The 17,969-nt window shown below is 34.4% G+C and carries 38 protein-coding genes; all 38 read left to right on the top strand.

Annotated elements, in window-relative coordinates; all coding sequences use genetic code 11:
* Positions 1-9 precede the first annotated feature (9 nt).
* Positions 10-783 (top strand): ATP-binding protein, encoded by a 774-nt coding sequence (locus tag AST02_RS05160; protein WP_069816195.1) that lies wholly within the window; start codon positions 10-12, stop codon positions 781-783.
* Positions 777-938: a hypothetical protein gene (locus AST02_RS14325; protein WP_176723015.1), complete on the top strand. Its 162-nt coding sequence runs from the start codon at positions 777-779 to the stop codon at positions 936-938. The genes AST02_RS05160 and AST02_RS14325 overlap by 7 nt, the downstream gene beginning before the upstream one ends.
* Complete coding sequence (locus AST02_RS05155) at positions 939-1,157, top strand: hypothetical protein (RefSeq protein ID WP_069816193.1); 219 nt, start codon at positions 939-941, stop codon at positions 1,155-1,157. It abuts the gene before it with no gap.
* 4 nt (positions 1,158-1,161) lie between these two features.
* Positions 1,162-1,572 carry a RusA family crossover junction endodeoxyribonuclease gene (locus AST02_RS05150; RefSeq protein WP_069816191.1) on the top strand — a complete coding sequence of 137 codons (411 nt, stop codon included), beginning with the start codon at positions 1,162-1,164 and terminating at the stop codon, positions 1,570-1,572.
* The gene (locus AST02_RS05145) at positions 1,565-1,750 is read left to right on the top strand and encodes a hypothetical protein (RefSeq protein WP_069816189.1); all 186 of its coding nucleotides are present in this window, start codon (positions 1,565-1,567) and stop codon (positions 1,748-1,750) included. The genes AST02_RS05150 and AST02_RS05145 overlap by 8 nt, the downstream gene beginning before the upstream one ends.
* Positions 1,750-2,130, top strand: a complete 381-nt coding sequence (locus tag AST02_RS05140; protein WP_069816187.1) for a hypothetical protein — start codon at positions 1,750-1,752, stop codon at positions 2,128-2,130. The genes AST02_RS05145 and AST02_RS05140 overlap by 1 nt, the downstream gene beginning before the upstream one ends.
* Positions 2,131-2,301 carry a hypothetical protein gene (locus AST02_RS14320; RefSeq protein ID WP_002512133.1) on the top strand — a complete coding sequence of 57 codons (171 nt, stop codon included), beginning with the start codon at positions 2,131-2,133 and terminating at the stop codon, positions 2,299-2,301.
* Complete coding sequence (locus tag AST02_RS14050) at positions 2,291-2,866, top strand: DUF3310 domain-containing protein (protein WP_256092379.1); 576 nt, start codon at positions 2,291-2,293, stop codon at positions 2,864-2,866. Before AST02_RS14320 ends, AST02_RS14050 begins: the two co-directional genes overlap by 11 nt.
* On the top strand, positions 2,867-3,082 hold the full coding sequence (locus AST02_RS05130) for a hypothetical protein (protein ID WP_002512135.1): 216 nt from the start codon (positions 2,867-2,869) through the stop codon (positions 3,080-3,082).
* Positions 3,079-3,282, top strand: a complete 204-nt coding sequence (locus tag AST02_RS05125) for a hypothetical protein (RefSeq protein WP_069816185.1) — start codon at positions 3,079-3,081, stop codon at positions 3,280-3,282. The genes AST02_RS05130 and AST02_RS05125 overlap by 4 nt, the downstream gene beginning before the upstream one ends.
* Positions 3,272-3,553 (top strand): hypothetical protein, encoded by a 282-nt coding sequence (locus AST02_RS05120; RefSeq protein WP_069816182.1) that lies wholly within the window; start codon positions 3,272-3,274, stop codon positions 3,551-3,553. The genes AST02_RS05125 and AST02_RS05120 overlap by 11 nt, the downstream gene beginning before the upstream one ends.
* Positions 3,554-3,729: 176 nt before the next feature.
* Positions 3,730-3,918 (top strand): hypothetical protein, encoded by a 189-nt coding sequence (locus AST02_RS05115; RefSeq protein ID WP_069816180.1) that lies wholly within the window; start codon positions 3,730-3,732, stop codon positions 3,916-3,918.
* 13 nt (positions 3,919-3,931) lie between these two features.
* The gene (locus AST02_RS05110) at positions 3,932-4,123 is read left to right on the top strand and encodes a hypothetical protein (RefSeq protein WP_069816178.1); all 192 of its coding nucleotides are present in this window, start codon (positions 3,932-3,934) and stop codon (positions 4,121-4,123) included.
* 12 nt (positions 4,124-4,135) lie between these two features.
* Complete coding sequence (locus AST02_RS05105) at positions 4,136-4,531, top strand: hypothetical protein (protein ID WP_069816176.1); 396 nt, start codon at positions 4,136-4,138, stop codon at positions 4,529-4,531.
* A 2-nt stretch (positions 4,532-4,533) separates the two neighbouring features.
* On the top strand, positions 4,534-4,812 hold the full coding sequence (locus AST02_RS05100; protein WP_069816173.1) for a hypothetical protein: 279 nt from the start codon (positions 4,534-4,536) through the stop codon (positions 4,810-4,812).
* Positions 4,802-5,014, top strand: a complete 213-nt coding sequence (locus tag AST02_RS05095) for a hypothetical protein (RefSeq protein WP_069816171.1) — start codon at positions 4,802-4,804, stop codon at positions 5,012-5,014. Before AST02_RS05100 ends, AST02_RS05095 begins: the two co-directional genes overlap by 11 nt.
* Before the next feature lie 2 nt (positions 5,015-5,016).
* Positions 5,017-5,157 carry a hypothetical protein gene (locus AST02_RS14315; protein WP_165349534.1) on the top strand — a complete coding sequence of 47 codons (141 nt, stop codon included), beginning with the start codon at positions 5,017-5,019 and terminating at the stop codon, positions 5,155-5,157.
* Between the two features lie 16 nt (positions 5,158-5,173).
* The gene (locus AST02_RS05090) at positions 5,174-5,704 is read left to right on the top strand and encodes a dUTPase (protein WP_069816169.1); all 531 of its coding nucleotides are present in this window, start codon (positions 5,174-5,176) and stop codon (positions 5,702-5,704) included.
* Positions 5,704-5,961: a DUF1381 domain-containing protein gene (locus AST02_RS14655; RefSeq protein ID WP_069816167.1), complete on the top strand. Its 258-nt coding sequence runs from the start codon at positions 5,704-5,706 to the stop codon at positions 5,959-5,961. Before AST02_RS05090 ends, AST02_RS14655 begins: the two co-directional genes overlap by 1 nt.
* A gap of 3 nt (positions 5,962-5,964) precedes the next feature.
* On the top strand, positions 5,965-6,099 hold the full coding sequence (gene rinB / locus AST02_RS14200; RefSeq protein WP_141714584.1) for a transcriptional activator RinB: 135 nt from the start codon (positions 5,965-5,967) through the stop codon (positions 6,097-6,099).
* Entirely contained in the window at positions 6,099-6,326 is a 228-nt protein-coding gene (locus tag AST02_RS05080; RefSeq protein ID WP_141714583.1) for a DUF1514 family protein, read from the top strand. The genes rinB and AST02_RS05080 overlap by 1 nt, the downstream gene beginning before the upstream one ends.
* A 9-nt stretch (positions 6,327-6,335) precedes the next feature.
* Complete coding sequence (locus tag AST02_RS05075; RefSeq protein WP_069816163.1) at positions 6,336-6,884, top strand: NUMOD4 domain-containing protein; 549 nt, start codon at positions 6,336-6,338, stop codon at positions 6,882-6,884.
* Positions 6,885-7,283 carry a hypothetical protein gene (locus tag AST02_RS05070; protein ID WP_069816161.1) on the top strand — a complete coding sequence of 133 codons (399 nt, stop codon included), beginning with the start codon at positions 6,885-6,887 and terminating at the stop codon, positions 7,281-7,283.
* A gap of 284 nt (positions 7,284-7,567) precedes the next feature.
* The gene (locus AST02_RS05065; RefSeq protein ID WP_069816159.1) at positions 7,568-7,882 is read left to right on the top strand and encodes an HNH endonuclease; all 315 of its coding nucleotides are present in this window, start codon (positions 7,568-7,570) and stop codon (positions 7,880-7,882) included.
* A 175-nt stretch (positions 7,883-8,057) separates the two neighbouring features.
* Positions 8,058-8,438, top strand: coding sequence for a hypothetical protein (locus AST02_RS05060; RefSeq protein WP_069816157.1), 381 nt, complete (start codon positions 8,058-8,060; stop codon positions 8,436-8,438).
* Positions 8,439-10,106: a terminase TerL endonuclease subunit gene (locus AST02_RS05055; RefSeq protein WP_069816155.1), complete on the top strand. Its 1,668-nt coding sequence runs from the start codon at positions 8,439-8,441 to the stop codon at positions 10,104-10,106.
* Between the two features lie 15 nt (positions 10,107-10,121).
* On the top strand, positions 10,122-11,300 hold the full coding sequence (locus AST02_RS05050; protein ID WP_069816153.1) for a phage portal protein: 1,179 nt from the start codon (positions 10,122-10,124) through the stop codon (positions 11,298-11,300).
* Positions 11,263-11,970, top strand: a complete 708-nt coding sequence (locus AST02_RS05045) for a head maturation protease, ClpP-related (protein ID WP_069816149.1) — start codon at positions 11,263-11,265, stop codon at positions 11,968-11,970. The genes AST02_RS05050 and AST02_RS05045 overlap by 38 nt, the downstream gene beginning before the upstream one ends.
* Before the next feature lie 11 nt (positions 11,971-11,981).
* Positions 11,982-13,166, top strand: a complete 1,185-nt coding sequence (locus AST02_RS05040; RefSeq protein ID WP_069816147.1) for a phage major capsid protein — start codon at positions 11,982-11,984, stop codon at positions 13,164-13,166.
* 90 nt (positions 13,167-13,256) lie between these two features.
* Positions 13,257-13,544: a hypothetical protein gene (locus AST02_RS05035; protein WP_069816145.1), complete on the top strand. Its 288-nt coding sequence runs from the start codon at positions 13,257-13,259 to the stop codon at positions 13,542-13,544.
* Positions 13,528-13,896 (top strand): hypothetical protein, encoded by a 369-nt coding sequence (locus tag AST02_RS05030; RefSeq protein WP_069816143.1) that lies wholly within the window; start codon positions 13,528-13,530, stop codon positions 13,894-13,896. The genes AST02_RS05035 and AST02_RS05030 overlap by 17 nt, the downstream gene beginning before the upstream one ends.
* The gene (locus AST02_RS05025; protein ID WP_069816141.1) at positions 13,886-14,275 is read left to right on the top strand and encodes an HK97 gp10 family phage protein; all 390 of its coding nucleotides are present in this window, start codon (positions 13,886-13,888) and stop codon (positions 14,273-14,275) included. The genes AST02_RS05030 and AST02_RS05025 overlap by 11 nt, the downstream gene beginning before the upstream one ends.
* A gap of 20 nt (positions 14,276-14,295) precedes the next feature.
* Positions 14,296-14,703 carry a hypothetical protein gene (locus AST02_RS05020; RefSeq protein ID WP_081333351.1) on the top strand — a complete coding sequence of 136 codons (408 nt, stop codon included), beginning with the start codon at positions 14,296-14,298 and terminating at the stop codon, positions 14,701-14,703.
* On the top strand, positions 14,703-15,293 hold the full coding sequence (locus AST02_RS05015; RefSeq protein WP_069816137.1) for a major tail protein: 591 nt from the start codon (positions 14,703-14,705) through the stop codon (positions 15,291-15,293). Before AST02_RS05020 ends, AST02_RS05015 begins: the two co-directional genes overlap by 1 nt.
* Before the next feature lie 93 nt (positions 15,294-15,386).
* Positions 15,387-15,905, top strand: coding sequence for an Ig-like domain-containing protein (locus tag AST02_RS05010; RefSeq protein WP_069816135.1), 519 nt, complete (start codon positions 15,387-15,389; stop codon positions 15,903-15,905).
* 71 nt (positions 15,906-15,976) lie between these two features.
* On the top strand, positions 15,977-16,336 hold the full coding sequence (gene gpG / locus AST02_RS05005) for a phage tail assembly chaperone G (protein ID WP_069816133.1): 360 nt from the start codon (positions 15,977-15,979) through the stop codon (positions 16,334-16,336).
* A gap of 15 nt (positions 16,337-16,351) precedes the next feature.
* The gene (gene gpGT / locus AST02_RS05000) at positions 16,352-16,873 is read left to right on the top strand and encodes a phage tail assembly chaperone GT (protein WP_069816131.1); all 522 of its coding nucleotides are present in this window, start codon (positions 16,352-16,354) and stop codon (positions 16,871-16,873) included.
* A 142-nt stretch (positions 16,874-17,015) separates the two neighbouring features.
* Positions 17,016-17,867 carry a phage tail tape measure protein gene (locus AST02_RS04995; RefSeq protein ID WP_069816129.1) on the top strand — a complete coding sequence of 284 codons (852 nt, stop codon included), beginning with the start codon at positions 17,016-17,018 and terminating at the stop codon, positions 17,865-17,867.
* Positions 17,868-17,969: the final 102 nt, after the last annotated feature.

Below are 17,969 nucleotides of genomic sequence, written 5' to 3'. Positions count from 1 at the left end.
AGGGATTAAATGAAACGGATGCTAAATCCTAGAATAACTGAAACATTAAAGGAATACGAAGCTACTGAAATAGAAAAAGGACTGTACTGTAAAAAGTGTGATAACAAATATGATTTACACAAATTCAAAAATGGTTACGAATATCGTGATGGTTGTGAGTGTAGCATGATTGCAGCGGGGAAAGAAGCAGAAAGAAAACGTAAACAAAAAGCAGTTAATCGTATATTTAGTCAATCTAATGTAAATCGCTCGCTTAAAGATGTAACAGTAAATAATTATCAGCCACAAAATCAAACACAAGAAGACGCTAAACAGACAGCTATAGAGTACGTTAAAACATTTTCTATAGATGAATCTAAGAGTTTAATATTACAAGGCTCATATGGTACTGGAAAATCCCATTTAGCTTATGCCATAGCAAAAGCAATTAAAGCCCAAGGTTATTCTGTAGCATTTATGCACATACCAATGTTAATGGACCGAATCAAAGCTACTTACAACAAAAATTCAGTAGAAACGACAGATGGACTTGTTAAGTTACTAAGTAGCATAGATTTACTTGTATTAGACGATATAGGTGTAGAAAACACTGAACATACATTAAATAAACTATTCAGCATTGTAGATAACAGAGTAGGTAAAAATAATATATTCACTACTAACTTCAGCGATAAAGAATTAAATCAAAATATGAATTGGCAACGTATTAATTCAAGAATGAAACATAATTCAAGACAAGTGAGAGTTCTTGGTGATGATTACAGGGAGAGAGACGCATGGTAACAATTGATGAAATAAAACAAAACCTTGGATGTTCAGATATGTACATTCAGAAAATGATTGAGTGGGCAAATGGAGACGAACATAAGTTAGAGAGCTTATACTACTTCAAGCTTGCTGAACGTCAAATACGACCTGCTATTCAAGAGGTGAGGTAATTGGGATTAAGCACTGAATATGATTTGAAAGATAGTACAGGTAAAGTGGTTGCTTCTGTTATACCACTAAATAATAATACGAATAGGTTATTTGGATTATATAAACGATATGGATTAGATGAATTCATCGTTACAGATAACAGATTAGAAAAAATAAAGAAACATTTCAATTTAACTAGAGTAGATCAAACAAGCATTTTTGATTTTATACAGGAGTGAGGACATGGAAACAATCGAGTTAAAAGTTGATGCACCTATGTCATCACCTAGACCACGATTTAGAAATGCTGGGAAGTTTGTACAGACTTACATGCCTAAGAAGTATACAGACCATAAAAAGGACTTACAGTGGCAAATGCCAATGTTAATGATAGATAAACCAATCAAACTAACAATAGAGTTTCACTTTCCATTATTGAAGTCATGGAGTAAGAAGAAACATGTAGCGATGGTTGGACAATACAAACGTACGAAACCAGATATAGATAACTTAATCAAAACAGTATTAGATGCTGCTAATGGTCACTTATGGAATGACGATAACCAAATTGTAGAAATCACAAGTTTTAAGAAGTATGCAGAAGAACCAAAGATAATCATGCATATAGATATAGAAGGTGATTCCGATGAATGAAGAAACAATAAAGATTAAGTATACTGCATCGTTTGAAAAGACTGTGCCATTTATACAAAGACCAAATGAAGAAGTAAACGATGTGTTAGATCGCATTGGTAAAGACATGGATAAATACGTGAATGATTATTTAGATGGAACATTTATAGAATTTAGTGACCCGGAGGTAAAAGACTAATGAACATCAATTTAAGTAGAGCTAAAGATGATAAAGGTAACTTATGTTTCGTAATGATAGATGATAACGAAGAAGTATTTGTAGATGTGGAAGATTACAAGGAAGCAAAACAACTTGGTATCCATTACACGAGAATTAAACACCATGCTAAAAAAGGTAGACGACACTTAAAAAACTACATTAGAAAGTATGACCAACGTCAAGGTGTGGACAGACTCAATGCAGAGGACAGAGAGCGTGCTGAACGTAAGGTTGAGTTGGAAGAACATAAGCAACGTAAGGAACAGGAACGACTTCAGATGATAGATGATGCTAAGCGTAGTAGTAAGTGGTTCGAACATTTATCAGAGAACGATGTATTTCCGAAAGTGGTGAAGTAGATGGACACTAAAGAATTGATGATAGAAGAAAATAGAGTGATAAACCGTTTAACTTACTGGAAAATTCAAAAATCAAATGTTGAACAACACATTAAAGCACTTGAATGCAAACGTAACGAGTTAAGAAAGCAACGTTATAAATTTGAAAGTGGTGAAGTAGATGAAGATTAGAGAATTAGACTTAGATCAATATGTAATCGTGTATGACATTGGTAAGGGTGAAGATACTAAAGGTATGACAGTAGTAGGACGTGTGGAAGAAATTGTGTTCAATGATGATGGAGAGAATACAGCGACTATCAATTCATTAGGTAACTTATACGATATCACAGACGATAACGAGTTCGAGTTATGGACTAAGAGTATTGAAGATAAGACGGAACATATTGCATTTGATAAAGAGAATACGGAGAAAGCAGTAAAATTGTTATCCAACGACGTACAACAACGTAAACGTAAAGGTGTGGTAACTAAAGCAATACAAGCAACTATACAACCAGGAGAGGGCGTGCTTTCACATAACACAGTTAATCACCCATCACATTATAACTACGGTGAGATAGAAGTAATAGATTTCATTGAGCAGGTCACACAACACTACAATTCTAATGTGGCTTATCACATTGGCAATGCGATTAAGTATCTAGCACGCAGTCCACACAAGAATGGTAAAGAAGATGTGGCAAAAGCTAAATGGTACATCGAACGTGCATTTGATAAATGGGATGTGAAGTAAGTGGCTGGCGGAAAACAAAGATATGAATACGTTATTTATAAAGGTGATGACATTATTTGTCATGGTACACGTAAGGAATGTGCAGAAAAGTTAGGTGTATCTGAGCAAACAATCATGTTCATGAGTTCACCAACATTGAAGAATAAAGATAAAGGTACACGTTTAATAGCAGAAAAAGTAAGTATTGCAGAGATAGAGAAAGAGTTAGCGCTATGATCCTATCCGACACTGTAAAAGTTAAATATAAATTAAATACATGTGAGCTACAGACACATGAAGTTGCAAAGTTACTACGTGATAAAGGTGTTAAGGGATTCGTAATATCCTCGAATGATAGAAATGTAATCGTAGCAGTACCACGTGAGGATATAAAACGGAATAGGAAGATAATGGAGGGGATTAGGAATGAAGATTAAACGTAAAGTAGAAATGAATTTACCACAGTTGATTGAGTGGGCATGGGATAACGATGACGCAACTGGTGTACGTTTTCAATCTGATGGATTTGTAACAACAGTTTACTTCGGGAAGAATGGAGATGTATCTGTCGAAGATTGCTCGAAAGATGCACGTTTCACAGTTGAAGTCGAGGAAGAAATCACGGAAGATACATTTTTCAAACATTTAATAAAAGTCACAAAAGATGACGGACATTATACAAAGTTTTTTTTAAAGTTAAAGATTTAATATATATAGGTACCGAAGAAATACACGCATATATAGATGGTGAATATAAACTTATCTGGACACATGAGAATGGACTGGTCGAATAATGAAACAATTCACAGTTTGGCTAGCAGTCGTAATAATACTGGCAATCATGCTATTGATAATGTGGACAACTATGTAAAGGAGTGGTGAGGGTGATAGGTGCAATCTTATTGTTGTTTACAGTAGTAATTTTAGCATTGATACTAATAGTACCATTAATACACTTGCTAGTTATGCAATTTGGTAGCCATGCTTATATAGTAGCCTTATTCACTTTAGTATTGATTGTATTAGTTATTGTCACATTAGCACGTTGGACATTAATTCAATTTGGAATATAAAGGAGTGATGGCTATGGCTACAGACAAACAAGTAAAGTACGTCCAAGCACTACAGGAACAGTACGGTGCAGACGATTACACAAAAAAAGAAATTAGAAATATGAGTTACAACGAAATTAGTAATGTCATAAATGAACTTAAAAAAGCGATTGCAGAAGAAGAATTGTACAACGAATGTATGAGTTATGGATTACCTAATCAATAAGGAGTGATGGTAATGATACGCACAGTTAAAGATTATGAAAAGCTATCAGAACAATACAACAAGATGATAGCAGAACGAAACAGTCTTATCGACGATCTATCTTGGTATAAAGCAAAGGTTAGTAGGTTGGAAGATGGAAACGAAGACATGTTGCTAGAACGTGAATATTACAAAAATAGATATAAAGATATGATACGCATATGTAAAGAAATGGAATGTGAGAAAGAGAAGTTACAAAGTAGGTTAGATGAATTTTTAGAACATGACTATGATAATCAAAAACTACACAAAGAAAATCGCAACCTACTTTCCGAATTCTCCCAACACATAGGCAACAAACCATCGAGCAGCAAGTATAAGTATTTTAGAGCGAAGTTGGATGGTATTGGGATTAAGGTGGGTGAGTAGATATGACATTTGGAATAGACCTTTGGAAAATAGTGCTAGAGTCTAATTGTTCAGAAGAAACAGAAAGAGATATAAAAATCGGATTAGATGATTTATATGCTAAAGCTAAGGCGTTTGATGCAATAATTGAATATAAACATAACATAATGGCAGTTAAAGAAATAGCGCTAACACATGCTACTGACGAGCCATTCAATACCGACATGTATAGTGTACATTCTTTAGTTGATAACTTATTAGACGTAATAGAAGAACTGGAGCGTGCAGACGATGAAAGATAGAGAATATAAAGATGTGTGGAATGAAATGAAACTTGATGTGATGATTGATTACACTCGATTAATTCATACAGAAGAAACGCCAAGCAATATAGAAACTTTACCCGGAAGAGTAGATCAGTTAAAAGACATAGGTAAATATATGGATATGAAAGACAACACAAATGAATTTAGCAACTTACTAAGTGATTTGGAGGACAAATAAACATGGATTATAAAAAGAGTTTTACAGACGCAACTAAAGCAACGATGAAGAATGGTGGCAAAGATATAGCAACTAAGGTTGTGCCAGTAATTTTAGCTGGTGTAGGAAGTATCATCGTGGGAATTATTAATCAGGATAAATAAGGAGAGGACAAACAAAATGACTAACACAATTACAGTAGATCAATTAAAAGAATTACTACAAATACAAAAGGACTTTGACAGTAGAATACAGGCACTTAATTTACAGGATAGCAAGGTAGCGTATGTGGTTGAGTTCTTTGAATGGTTTAACACATTAGAAACGTTTAAAAACTGGAAGGAGAATCCGGGTAAACCGTTAGATGTACAATTAGATGAATTGGCAGACTTATTAGCGTTTGGATTGAGTATTGCGAATCAACAAGCAGAAGATATGGAAGAAATCCTTGAATATGCTGATGATGGTATTTTCTATGAATACCTAGACAGAGTAGAAATAAACTTTAATGACAGAGATGTGGTTGATGAATTCATGTCAGATATAGATGAAATATATGATGGTTGGTACGCTAACAATTTATTCTTACCATTTGCAATTGCTAATAATTACTACGCCATCGACCAACTAATCACAGCATATAAAATGAAAATGACTCACAATCACTTACGACAAGATGGTGCAGTTGATATTGGTAAGGGATATGTGTAATGGAATTTTTAATCCGACACATAACCGACTCTACTAACCACACTTTCACAGAAGTGATTAAGCCACGTGAGAATGAGTGTTACGAGATTGTGAGTGCTGATAGTAAGGCAGAGGCAGAGGAGATATCAAAGAGACCTAAGGGTTTATTGAATTATGTGAAGTCTAACTTCAATGATTCCAGAATAGTTAGTTTTGATAGACCTTCGGAAGAAACAATGGAAAGCCTATTCGGTAAAGATTACAAGAAAGGACAGTGACCAATGAGAATACTTAAAACACTACTAATCATTACTCTATACGAACTAAGCAAATATGTTACGAATGAAATTATTACACGCAGACAAGCAAACGATGCGGTGGATCAGTATCCGATAGATTATGAGGTGAGTGAATGATGTTCTGGATTATAACAACTATTCTTCTAGGGGTAATCGCAGTCATTTCGCTTATATACAATGCAGTTAAAGATACTAAGATAGATGCACTGGAATATGAGGTAGCATATTTGCTAGATATTATATTCAATGAGCATGGCGATGTTGTATTGAGGTTGAAGGAAAATGAATATACTGATGAAGATATTAGAGAGATTAAAGATAAATGGGATAAACGAATAAAGTAGGTGGAGAGAATGGAAGAATGGAAGGATATCATAGGTTACGAAGGTTTGTACAAGATATCTAACAAAGGTAGAGTTTGGAGTTGTACTTATAACAGAACTTTGAAGCCTTCTACAGAGAAAAGTGGATACAAAAAAATAGTGTTATCTAAAGAAGGAAAAGTTAAAACTTATAGAATCCATAGATTGGTTGCATTAGCTTTCTTAAAACCTGTTAAAAATAAAGAAATAGTTAATCATATAGATGAAAATAAATCTAATAATTATTTCTTAAATTTAGAATGGTGTACTTACAAAGAAAATATGAATCACGGGACTTGTATAAAAAGAATATTAAAAACTAAAAGCGGGAAAAATTACGATGGTTATAAAAAAGTTTCTGAAAAGCTTTCCGTTCCTGTAATCGGTATAAATGTAAAAACAGGAGAAAAAATAGAATTCAAATCAATGACTGAAGCCAGAACTAAGGGTTTTAATAATGGACATATTAGCGCTTGTGTTAATGGTATAAGACAGACTCACAAAGGATACAAGTGGCATAAACAATTTGGAGGGTATTAGATGTACACAAAGGAAGATATTCGATATATGATTGATAACTTTAGAAGTAACTGCAATACATTAGCAATGATACTTCCAGATGTGGATAGTAATAGTATTGCACAGTACGGCATAGAGGCTACATTACCTAAACCACAAGGCGTTAATAGTAGTAAGGTAGAATCGGTTGTACTTGCTAGAGAGAAAGCTCACAGACACGTAAAGAGTAAGATGGATAAGATAGCGTTCATCAATGACTGTCAAGATAAACTAGATGAGGATGACTTTATATTCTTAGAAGTAATGAAAGGATATAAGCGTCATGAGATACTACCTGAAGTAGAGATGAACAAGAACACTTATGGAGATAGACGTAAGGAAATCATTGATAAGCTATACTACATGCAGAAGGACAGTTAGGACACATCAGGACAGTTGTGACACATTAGGACAGTTGTGACACTATTATGTACTATACATAGGTATGGTATATAATATCGATATACGATAAGTTCCAGTGACTTATTATAAATAACAATACTATATTATATTGAGGCACGCAGGGGTGATTACCTGTGTGTCTTCTTTGTGCTTATTGATATGAACACTACACATGAACTCCAACTATATAACTTTTAGTCATGCTCGTAGTGTTGATATGAGTTAGCATATGTCATTCATTAATAAAGATAAGGTGATTACATATGATAGATGATATTAACTATAAAGATGTGAATGATCGTAAGAGATTTTATAAGAAGAGAGAATGGAAAGACATAAAGGCGATAAGACGTCAGATTGATAATGATGAATGTCAGTGGTGTAAATATAGTGGCAAAGTAGTTACGTCTAAAGACACGAGATTGATTGTTCATCATAAGCAAGAGTTAAAGGATAGACCAGACTTAGCATTAGATATAGATAATTTAGTTACAGTTTGCTTTGCTTGTCATGAAAATCATCACGATAGAAACATTTATAAAAAGAAAAAAGATAATTGGAATGATGAATGGTGGTAATTTTTAAAAAATAAAAAAATAAATTTATATAAAAAAATATTTAATCCCCCCGCCAAAATATTTTTAATTTTATTTTAACCTCGGGGAACGAGGTGGGGAGTCTTTTCTCGACATTTGTTAACAATTATCGCGTATAACCCCTCCCTAAAGCATATATAGAAAAGAGGTGATAACTGTGGAAAGAGATGAACAGCAACTTAAGGAACATGAAGCACGAGTAGATAAGGAAAAAAAGCGATTAGATAAGGTTTTTCAGTCTATACCTGATGATAAAAAGAGAGTAGCGCAAGGATTAATTGTTCAAGCAGCAAGAATGCGTGTGTTACTTGATGACGCTTGGTTAGATATCCAAGAAAAAGGTGATTACGAGTTATTCACTCAATCAGAAAATGCCCCTCCATACGAACGTGAACGACCAATAGCTAAACTTTTCAACTCTCGTGATGGTGCTTATCAGAAAATCATACAACAACTCACGCGGTTGTTACCTGAAGATATTGTTGAAGAGAAGAAAAGTGATAATAGCTTAAAAGACATGTTTAAGGGAGGTAGATAAATGAAGATAAACAAACATGTTCAGTGGTATATCGACAAATATAAGCATGGTGAAATTAATCTAAATAAAGAACGAAGATTACTTATAGAACATCTTGAATTAAATGTTTTGCATAGAGATGATTTGCATTTTGATGATGAACAAATTGAATTGTGTATTAAATTCATTGAACGACTATATTTTGAATTGCAACCATTCCAAAAATTCTTAATCGCATTTGTATTTCTTTTTGATGAAGAAGATGAACTTTACTTTGAACAGTTCTTTTGGTTAGTAGCACGTGGTGCTGGTAAAAATGGTTTGATTAGTGGATTATCTACCTACTTAATAAGTGAGCTACATGGCGTAGATAATTACGATGGCACAGTTGTAGCTAACACAGAAAAACAAGCTAAAACATCTTTTGAAGAAATGCACAGACAAATTACTAAGCATGGTCTTTATACAGGGTCGATAAATGATTCAGAAGGTGCAGGTATTTTTGATTTAACTAAGTTAAGAATTACCTCTACAAAAACACAAAGTAAATTTGAGTATGCAACAAGTAATGCTGGTAGTAAAGATGGTGGACGTGAAGGTTTTGTTATTTACGATGAGGTTCATAGATATGAAAACAACGACATAGTAGATGTATTCTCTAGTGGGCTTGGTAAAGTAAAGCATCCTAGGGAATTTTTTATAGGCACAGATGGTTTTGTTCGTGAAGGTTTCTTAGATAAGATGAAAGATCGTTCTTTAGATATTTTAGAAGGACGTTCAACTGATGATAGGTTGTTCCCATTCATTTGTAGATTAGATGATAAAGAAGAAAAAGACGACCCTACAACTTGGTCAAAAGCAAATCCCATGTTTGAAGAGCCTACGAGTGATTATGGAAAACGTCTATACAGGAAAGTGTTAAATCAATACAATGACTTGCAACATAGTCCTAGTGGTTATGAAAACTTCATGACTAAGCGTATGAACTTACCTGAAGAAGACTTAAGTAAGATTGTGGCTGATAGAGATGATGTACTGGCAACAAGTCGAGACATACCACCATTGAAGAATAAAACAGCTATTGGTGGTGTTGACTATGCAAGTATTAAAGACTTTGCAGCAGTTGGATTACTATTTAAAAACGGAGATGACGTGGTTTGGTTATCACATTCTTTCGCAAGAAAAGAGTATTTAGATCAAGCTAACCTTAAGCCACCTATCAAACAATGGGAAAAAGAAGGTCATTTAACAATAGTCGATGAACCATCAATTAATCCTGCACATATTGTTAATTGGTTTATAGAAATGCGTAAAAAATATGCGATACAAGAAATAGTTGCAGATAATTTCCGTGTTTCATTACTTAGACCTTTATTTGAAGAAGCGGGATTTGATATAGAAGTTTTACGTAATCCTAGAGGTGTCCATAGTAAATTAGCACCTCAAATTGAAACATTATTTGCTAATCATCACATTATATTTGGTGATAATCCATTAATGCGTTGGTATACAAATAATGTAGCAGTACAAGTTAAGAAAGATGGCAATAAAGAATTTATTAAAAAAGATGAACATAGAAGAAAAACAGACGGATTTCACGCTTTTCTACATGCACTTTATAAACTTGAAGAAATCGAAGAAATCGATTTAGATCAAGCATTTGATTTATTAGATAAATTAAATTTCTAGTTAGGAGGTGATTTATTGGGGATTTTTGATTCAGTATTTAAAAGGAATTTAGAATTACGAGACATGCTTGATTTAGATTTAGCTTATGACCCTGCAAGTAGGTCGTATTTAAAACGTATTGCACTTGAAACCTCTATTAACTTTATTGCTCGTACCTTTAGCCAATCAGAATTTTGGGTTAAAGATGGGCAAGAATTAGTTAGAGATAAGTTGTATTACAAATTAAATGTACGACCTAATACTGATTCTAGTGCTTCAGACTTTTGGCATAAGGTTATTTATAAACTTGTGTATGACAACGAAGTATTGATTATAAAGACTGATAGCGATGACTTGTTGATTGCCGATGATTTTTATAGAGAAGAATATGCAGTCTATGATGACTTGTTTAAAGATGTCGTAGTTAAAGACTATGTATTTAAACGTAATTTTAAGATGGATGAAGTAGTTTATCTGAACTACAACAATGACAAGCTTCAAAGGTTTGTGGATGGATTGTTTGGTGATTATGGTGAGTTGTTTGGTCGTATGATGGACACACAATTACGAAAGAATCAGATTAGAGGTATTGTTAGTGTTGGTAATGGCGGTGGTCAACTAGACGATAAGAAAATGACAAGGTTACAGAAGTATATAGATAAAATATACAGTCAATTTAAAAACAATGGTGTCGCAATCGTACCACAAGTACCCGGATTTGATTACGAAGAATTATCCAAAGATAACGCCAATGGTACTGATAATGGCGCAGAAAACTTACAAAAAGTTAAACGTTTATTTATTGATGATGTAACTAAAATCATTGGAATACCATCTAACCTTATCCATGGTGATGTGGCAGACCTTAGCAACGCTATGACAGCTTACATTGATTTCTGTATTAATCCACTTGTCACTAAGATTGAAGATGAATTAAATAGTAAGTTTTTTACAGAACAAGAATATTTAAAAGGACAATGTGTCAAAGTAGTAGGCATTAACAAGGTAGACCCTATTAAGAATGCGGAAAAAGTAGACAAATTAATATCATCAAGCGCAGCTAAACAAAATGAAGTGCGTGAAATGCTCGGTCTTGAACCTGTTGAAGGTGGAGACCGTTTTATTTTGACTAAAAACTATGAGAAAGAAGATTCAACGGAAGGAGGTGAGACTGATAATGGAGACGAAAAAGGAACTAATCAAAGCAACGTCTAAATATTCGTTTAAGAATGAAGTACAAGACGATAAAGTCATTCTCACTTTAGGAGGACCCGTTGCAGAAGCGTCATTTTTTGCAGATGAAACTATCAACAGTGCAGACATTGCGAATGTATTAGACGATGTGAACAAAGACGTTGTTATTAGATTAAATAGTCCTGGTGGTGATGTATTCCAAGGCATTGAAATTTACAACTACCTTAAGAATCATCCATCGAACATCACAGTAGAAGTTACTGCTTTAGCTGCAAGTGCTGCATCAATTATCGCTATGGCTGCTAATTCTATTGTAATGGAAAAAGGTGCTTCAATCATGGTACATGAAGCTGCAACTTTAGCTATTGGTAATAAAGCCGATATTAAAAAAACGCTAAACGCTTTAGAAACTATTGATGAATCTATTGTGGACATTTACCAAGAAAAAACAGGATTAGATCGTGATGAAATTTCTCAAATGATGTCTGAAGAAACTTGGTTTACAGCTAAAGATGCAGTAGACAAAGGTTTTGCAGATGATACAAAAGAGAAGGTTGGAACACCTAAAGACCCTCAAGTAGAAAATAACGCAGAAATTATTGAATTACAGAATCAAATTGAGAACTTAACAAATGAAGTTAAGTCGTTTAAAAATCAAAACAAGAAACCGAAAACTAAAAGGTTATTATAGGAGGAAAAAGTATGACGATGAAATTTAAAGACGCAATCAACAAAGACGTTGAGAATTTAAAGAATGAATATTTCAATGCAGTACGTAATGAAGAAGACCAAGAGGTAGTAGAGAATAAATATGCTGAATACATGGCTGCCTTTTCTCAAAACTTACACAATGAAGTTTTAAAAGAAGCGCGTGAAGAAGTCCACAACACTACTACAGATAAACAAGTGCGTATGAATCGTGGAGACAATATCTTAACAGCAGAAGAAAATCGTTTCTTCACAAACTTGGTAGAAGATGAAGCTAACTTAGATACTTATAAAGAAGAAGTTATCTTACCTGAATCTACTGTATTACGTGTCTTCGAAGATATGCAAAAGGCACGTCCTTTATTATCTAAAATTAATTTCCAAATTGCTGGAATTAAAACGCGTATGATTGTTGGAGACCCAAGCGGTGCTGCAATCTGGGGAGAAATCTTTGGTAAAATCCAAGGACAAATCCAAGCTAATTTTAAAGAATTAAACTTCTCACAAAATAAATTAACAGCATTTGCAATTGTACCTAAAGACATGCTCGACTTTGGTCCAGAATGGGTTGAACGTTATGTACGCTTACAATTAGCAGAAGCTATGGCGCTTAAATTAGAAGAAGGCGTTGTTTTAGGTAAAGGTGCAGCATCTAACCAACCATATGGTTTAACTAAAGACTTAACGTATGATACTGATGGAGTAACTGTAACAGGTGCAGCAGATAAAACATCGGCTGGTACTTTAACATTTGCAGACGCTCAAACTACTGCTAATGAGCTTGCTGAAGCATTAACAACATTATCTACTAAAGAAAACGGACATAAAGTAGATGTAACGGCTGGCGTAACTTTAGTGGTTAACCCTGCAGACCAATTCTATGTTAAAGCTCAAAACACTATGCAAACAGTTAATGGTTCATGGGTTACATCGTTACCATTTAATGTAGATGTTATTGCATCTGAATTTGTAGAAGAAAACCAAGCGCTATTCGTAGTAGGTAGTCGTTACTATGCAGTTCAAACTGGCGCGGTTAACATTAAGTCTTACGACCAAACGTTAGCTTTAGAAGACGCTGATGTATTCATCGCTAAGCAATACGCACACGGTATGCCTGACGATAACAAAACTTCGTTAGTTTATGACTTAGATATCGCTGCAAAACCGGTAACGCCCTAATACACCCCAAAACGTAGAAGTAATAGCTAATAGTAAATCTGTTAGCATTTCTGCGGAATAGGGGCAGATTAAGTTGAAAGTGGTGATTAGATGATCACTCAGACACAAGTAAACGAAATGAAACGCCGATTGAAAATATTCCATACATTTGAAGATGAACATATCAAGTCTTTGCTCGAACAATCGTTTGAAGACATTCAATTCAGATGTCAAGAGTTTGTAATAGGCAAGAACATTAGAGGTACAGAACTTGTGTATGAGCGTACAAGATATGCTTATAATGACGCATTAGAATATTTTCACGAAAACTTTTTACCACAAATAACTTCTTTCGCTTTAGAAAACATGGAGGAGGTTGATTATGAAGAAAAGTTATAAACCACCAGAGATAAGTAACGGAGACCTTAGAGTTCCCGTTACTTTTTTTCGTATGGTAGAAAATGAAGGGCCTTTACCTGGTAGTAGCAAAGCAGAGGATGTTTTCACTACACTTTGCGAAGTTTACGAAAGCTCAACTAAAGACTTAGAAAAAACAAGCAATATTACAGGTACAAATAAGGTAACAATTAACTTTAGAAACCCTCATTCTGATTATCATATTAAACATTCAGATACGTTCGAGTTAATTCATGACCTGTATCAAGATTTAACGTTTAGAGTCATTGATTTTGCACTCAATTCAAGTAATAAAGAAATTATAAAAGTCGTGGGTGTCGCTCATGACAGTTAAATTAAAAGGCATGAAAGAATTAGAAAGAGCGTTAGAACGGAAATATGGTAGGCAAAAAATGAAGAAGATAAGTGATGAAGCGTTACTTGCTGGTGGCCAAGTAATAGTTAAAGAAATAAAGAAAAGTTTCGAATCATTTAAAGATACGGGTGCCAGTATTGATGAAATCACATTATCCAGACCCTATTCATTAAACGGTGTACGTACAATAAAAATACATTGGAAGGGTCCTGATGGACGCTATCGTATTGTACACCTTAATGAGTTTGGAACGATAAAAAATCCTAATCCACGTGGTAAAGGCTCAATTGATAGAGCTTTAAGAAGTGGTAGAGATACCTATTTCAAAGTGGTTAAAAGACATTTAGAGAAAGGGTGATGTAGATGAGGGATATCTTAATGAACATTTATAATATGCTGATAAACGACAATCAAGTTATAGAACATGTAGGAAAAAGAATTAAATTCTACGAATACCCAGAACCCTCTGACGCATCAAAACCTTACATTGTCATGAGTGAAATTGACGATACTTTACCCGTTGGATATGCCGATAACGATAATTTAGCTTTAAGTTATTTGGTACAGATTGATTTGTTTGTACCAGAATCAAGTGATTATCAAGCCTATCACGTTAGAAACCAACTTAGTTATCACATATCTAGGTTGATGAAAGAAAAGTTACAAATGGAAAATACAGCAAATGCACAACCAGAATACGATAGAGAATTAAAAATATACAGGTCCGCTCGTAGATACGAGGGGTCCTTTTATCGTTCTGAATTAAATTTACAGGAGGAATTATAATGCCAAAACAAACAACAAGTTTTACAGGTTTAGATAACTTTAACTACAAAGTATTGAATGAAGATGGTGCAGGTGTTAAAACACCAGAACGTATCAAAGGTTTACAAGAAATAACAATTTCTAAAGAACAAGAAGTTGTTAAAGCACACGGTGATAACAGAACAATGGAAACTGCAGTAAGTAATGGTGATGTGGAAATAGAAAGTGGTTTCCATACATTAAGCCTTGAAGATCGTACAGCTTTATTTGGTTTAGAAGTTGACGAAGATGGAATCGTAGCAGTTGGCAATGACACACCAAACGATGTAGCAGTCTTATTAGAACGTACGTCGGCAGAAGGTCGTGAAGTTGTAGGTTTAATCTCTGGTAAGTTCACATTTGCAGAGGTGGAAGGCTCTACAACATCTGACGAAATCGAATTCTCTAGTCAATCAACAACTGGAACATTCATTGCGAAAGATGTTGAAGGTTATGACGAACCAAAAGCAATGTACTTAGGTTTCGACCCTAAAGGTACTGATACAGCATTACACAGCATTTGGAAGAAAGTCTTTGGCGAAGAACACCCAGACGCAGTAGTAACACCCTAAGGTTCCCCAAAAGGTAGAGGTAACAGCTAACAGTAAATCAGCTGTTATTTTTGCTGAATAGGGGCTTTAAAAATAAAAAATGGAGGAATTGAAATGGAAGACAAATTAAATTTATACAAAGATGAAGAACTTTTAAAGAGTGAGAATTACGTTGAAGGAAAAGCAAACGTAACTATTGATAGCTTAGATGCAGATACTGATTATCCAAAAGGTACTTATCAAGTATCACGTGAAAATGAAAATGGAGAATCAAAGAAAAAAGACGTCCCAGCATTTAAAACAAAACCTATTCTAGTAACGGGTGTGACGTTAAATAAGGAAGCGTTGGATTTAACGGTTGGTGATCAACAAAAAATTACGGCAACCGTAGCACCTGGAACAGCTACAGACAAGTCAGTTGAATATTCTTCTTCTAATAAAGATGTGGCTACAGTAGACGGTGAAGGTAATATCACTGCTGTTGCTAAAGGTAGCGCTGATATCACAGTTACAACGACAGACGGTAATAAGACAGCTAAATGTACAGTTACAATAACTGAAAAAGAAGTAGAAGAACCAGAAGCATTAAATGTAGAAACAAAAACAAATAGCGCTGACGTATCAGCGAAATAACTACTATTGAGGGCTTAATGCCCTCTTTTTATTTGCAAATAAAAATACAAAAAACAAAGGAGCAATTATAAATGGCTAAACAAACTAAATTAAACTTTATCGAATTAATTACAGGTGAAAAAGAAAATGGTGAATTTGAAACAAAAGTATACTTCACACCTAAACATTTACCTTTCAGTGAGTTAATGAATGTATTTGAGAAAGTGGAAGAAATTGAAAAACTAGAAGAAGATTCAGGAATTGAAAGCATTAGAGAAATGTTTAAGTTAGTTGCAGAAGATATTTATAAAAAACAATTCACTGTACAAGAGTTAATGGACGGATTACATGCACCAGAAGCAATGCCAGAGATAAGAGCACAAATACAGTTTGTTTCACAAGGTGAACAATCAGAAGAAAACGAAAAGCGTTTGAAACAGCTTCTAAAGTAATAAGAGGTGATATGAATGAAACACAGCAAAATAGAATTAGCTACTAACTTTGATAGTGAAGGAGTGCCGGGGAGACATGAAACATTTGTCACACGTCCGAGCATTCCTTTTTCTTTGGTATATGAATGTGTTTCTTTTCTAGCTTCGTTAAAAGGAAATCCAGACAATGACGAGTTACACGTAATGATAGACCTAGTTGTCCGTATATTCGATAACCAGTTTTCTAAAAGACAACTTATTGACGGTCTAACATCATATGAAGGTACCCATGAACTATACAAACAAGTTGTATTCATAGGTAGTGGGCAAAATTTAGATGATGAAGTTGAGTCAAATGAAAAAGTTCAATCAATATCAGTAAATGGCTGGGAAGATCATAAGGAAAATTTGAAAAAAACTATTAAAAAAATGGTCAAAGACGGTGAACAGACGTACAACGATGTGTTAAATATTCCGTTTTATTTGGTGTTCGATGATTTAAATACGAAAGCTAAAGCGGAACGTAAGTCGTCTATGCTATCAGCCTTTGGACAGTAATAGGTAGGAGGTTTTGAATTATGGAACAACAAATGTTAAATGCGTTTATTGAAGCGCCTATTCATTACAAATGTGACAGCATGTTGACTGCTTGTATCTTTTAATTACTTTATTAGCAATTTATAAGTAAGGAGGTGGAACAATGGCAGAAAGAATAAAAGGACTTCAAATAGATTTATCCATGAAAGATATGGGTATTGGTGCCACACTTGCTGGTGTTAGACGTAGTTTTAAGACATTGAATTCTGATTTGAAGTTATCAAGAAATAACTTTAAAAATTCCGAGAAGTCTATGACTTCATACAAAAACAGAATTCGTGAACTTGATGGAGCTACTAAACAACAAAGGAATAATGTTAAAGAACTTCGCGCACAATATCAAAAGACAGCCCAAGAACAAGGAGCAAATAGTGCGAAAGCTGCAAGACTTAGAACAGAGTATAACAAACAAGCTGATACTTTAAATTACCTAGAACACGAGTTAGAACAAACTACGAGTTCGTTTAAAAACTTTCAAAAGGAATCACAAGCAGCTGCTAGAGTATCTAACAGTAGTTTCGGAAGACTAGGTAAGAGTTTTACTGAAATGGGTCCTAAGATAAATAAAGTGGGCGAATCAATGAAAAGTGTTGGTCGTTCAATGTCTATGTATGTTACAGCACCAGTTGTAGCTGGATTTGGCTTAGCTGCGAAGACTAGTATAGATTTCGATGATTCTATGCGTAAAGTTAAAGCGACATCTGGAGCTACTGGTAAAGAGTTTAACTCACTACGTGATAAAGCGTTGGAAATGGGCGCTAAAACTAAATATAGCGCGAGTGAGTCAGCGGATGCTCTTAATTTTATGGCTTTAGCCGGCTGGAGTTCCAAAGAAATGATGTCTGGTATCGGTGGCGTTATGGATTTAGCAGCAGCATCGGGTGAAGACTTAGGTCAAGTAAGTGATATTGTGACTAAAAACTATTGGTCGGTTGTCGAGAAATCGGCAGCATAAAACATCCGGCAAAAACGGGGAAAGCTAAGGTGTATAAGCTGTTTTGTGTTATAATAGAGATAGAAGGATAGACTCGGATTAATTACCCGTTTCGAAAAGCGA

The organism is Staphylococcus equorum, assembly GCF_001747895.1.
Lineage (GTDB): Bacteria > Bacillota > Bacilli > Staphylococcales > Staphylococcaceae > Staphylococcus > Staphylococcus equorum_A.
This window is presented reverse-complemented; position numbering and strand designations above follow the sequence as displayed.

What these genes read in the sequence shown, in the direction of transcription:
- AST02_RS05160 (WP_069816195.1), top strand. Translation starts at nt 10, where the DNA reads ATGAAACGGATGCTAAATCCTAGAATAACTGAAACATTAAAGGAATAC.
- AST02_RS14325 (WP_176723015.1), top strand. Translation starts at nt 777, where the DNA reads ATGGTAACAATTGATGAAATAAAACAAAACCTTGGATGTTCAGATATG.
- AST02_RS05150 (WP_069816191.1), top strand. Translation starts at nt 1,162, where the DNA reads ATGGAAACAATCGAGTTAAAAGTTGATGCACCTATGTCATCACCTAGA.
- AST02_RS05145 (WP_069816189.1), top strand. Translation starts at nt 1,565, where the DNA reads ATGAATGAAGAAACAATAAAGATTAAGTATACTGCATCGTTTGAAAAG.
- AST02_RS05140 (WP_069816187.1), top strand. Translation starts at nt 1,750, where the DNA reads ATGAACATCAATTTAAGTAGAGCTAAAGATGATAAAGGTAACTTATGT.
- AST02_RS14320 (WP_002512133.1), top strand. Translation starts at nt 2,131, where the DNA reads ATGGACACTAAAGAATTGATGATAGAAGAAAATAGAGTGATAAACCGT.
- AST02_RS14050 (WP_256092379.1), top strand. Translation starts at nt 2,291, where the DNA reads ATGAAGATTAGAGAATTAGACTTAGATCAATATGTAATCGTGTATGAC.
- AST02_RS05125 (WP_069816185.1), top strand. Translation starts at nt 3,079, where the DNA reads ATGATCCTATCCGACACTGTAAAAGTTAAATATAAATTAAATACATGT.
- AST02_RS05120 (WP_069816182.1), top strand. Translation starts at nt 3,272, where the DNA reads ATGAAGATTAAACGTAAAGTAGAAATGAATTTACCACAGTTGATTGAG.
- AST02_RS05110 (WP_069816178.1), top strand. Translation starts at nt 3,932, where the DNA reads ATGGCTACAGACAAACAAGTAAAGTACGTCCAAGCACTACAGGAACAG.
- AST02_RS05105 (WP_069816176.1), top strand. Translation starts at nt 4,136, where the DNA reads ATGATACGCACAGTTAAAGATTATGAAAAGCTATCAGAACAATACAAC.
- AST02_RS05100 (WP_069816173.1), top strand. Translation starts at nt 4,534, where the DNA reads ATGACATTTGGAATAGACCTTTGGAAAATAGTGCTAGAGTCTAATTGT.
- AST02_RS05095 (WP_069816171.1), top strand. Translation starts at nt 4,802, where the DNA reads ATGAAAGATAGAGAATATAAAGATGTGTGGAATGAAATGAAACTTGAT.
- AST02_RS14315 (WP_165349534.1), top strand. Translation starts at nt 5,017, where the DNA reads ATGGATTATAAAAAGAGTTTTACAGACGCAACTAAAGCAACGATGAAG.
- AST02_RS05090 (WP_069816169.1), top strand. Translation starts at nt 5,174, where the DNA reads ATGACTAACACAATTACAGTAGATCAATTAAAAGAATTACTACAAATA.
- AST02_RS14655 (WP_069816167.1), top strand. Translation starts at nt 5,704, where the DNA reads ATGGAATTTTTAATCCGACACATAACCGACTCTACTAACCACACTTTC.
- rinB (WP_141714584.1), top strand. Translation starts at nt 5,965, where the DNA reads ATGAGAATACTTAAAACACTACTAATCATTACTCTATACGAACTAAGC.
- AST02_RS05080 (WP_141714583.1), top strand. Translation starts at nt 6,099, where the DNA reads ATGTTCTGGATTATAACAACTATTCTTCTAGGGGTAATCGCAGTCATT.
- AST02_RS05075 (WP_069816163.1), top strand. Translation starts at nt 6,336, where the DNA reads ATGGAAGAATGGAAGGATATCATAGGTTACGAAGGTTTGTACAAGATA.
- AST02_RS05070 (WP_069816161.1), top strand. Translation starts at nt 6,885, where the DNA reads ATGTACACAAAGGAAGATATTCGATATATGATTGATAACTTTAGAAGT.
- AST02_RS05065 (WP_069816159.1), top strand. Translation starts at nt 7,568, where the DNA reads ATGATAGATGATATTAACTATAAAGATGTGAATGATCGTAAGAGATTT.
- AST02_RS05055 (WP_069816155.1), top strand. Translation starts at nt 8,439, where the DNA reads ATGAAGATAAACAAACATGTTCAGTGGTATATCGACAAATATAAGCAT.
- AST02_RS05045 (WP_069816149.1), top strand. Translation starts at nt 11,263, where the DNA reads ATGGAGACGAAAAAGGAACTAATCAAAGCAACGTCTAAATATTCGTTT.
- AST02_RS05040 (WP_069816147.1), top strand. Translation starts at nt 11,982, where the DNA reads ATGACGATGAAATTTAAAGACGCAATCAACAAAGACGTTGAGAATTTA.
- AST02_RS05035 (WP_069816145.1), top strand. Translation starts at nt 13,257, where the DNA reads ATGATCACTCAGACACAAGTAAACGAAATGAAACGCCGATTGAAAATA.
- AST02_RS05030 (WP_069816143.1), top strand. Translation starts at nt 13,528, where the DNA reads ATGAAGAAAAGTTATAAACCACCAGAGATAAGTAACGGAGACCTTAGA.
- AST02_RS05025 (WP_069816141.1), top strand. Translation starts at nt 13,886, where the DNA reads ATGACAGTTAAATTAAAAGGCATGAAAGAATTAGAAAGAGCGTTAGAA.
- AST02_RS05020 (WP_081333351.1), top strand. Translation starts at nt 14,296, where the DNA reads ATGAACATTTATAATATGCTGATAAACGACAATCAAGTTATAGAACAT.
- AST02_RS05015 (WP_069816137.1), top strand. Translation starts at nt 14,703, where the DNA reads ATGCCAAAACAAACAACAAGTTTTACAGGTTTAGATAACTTTAACTAC.
- AST02_RS05010 (WP_069816135.1), top strand. Translation starts at nt 15,387, where the DNA reads ATGGAAGACAAATTAAATTTATACAAAGATGAAGAACTTTTAAAGAGT.
- gpG (WP_069816133.1), top strand. Translation starts at nt 15,977, where the DNA reads ATGGCTAAACAAACTAAATTAAACTTTATCGAATTAATTACAGGTGAA.
- gpGT (WP_069816131.1), top strand. Translation starts at nt 16,352, where the DNA reads ATGAAACACAGCAAAATAGAATTAGCTACTAACTTTGATAGTGAAGGA.
- AST02_RS04995 (WP_069816129.1), top strand. Translation starts at nt 17,016, where the DNA reads ATGGCAGAAAGAATAAAAGGACTTCAAATAGATTTATCCATGAAAGAT.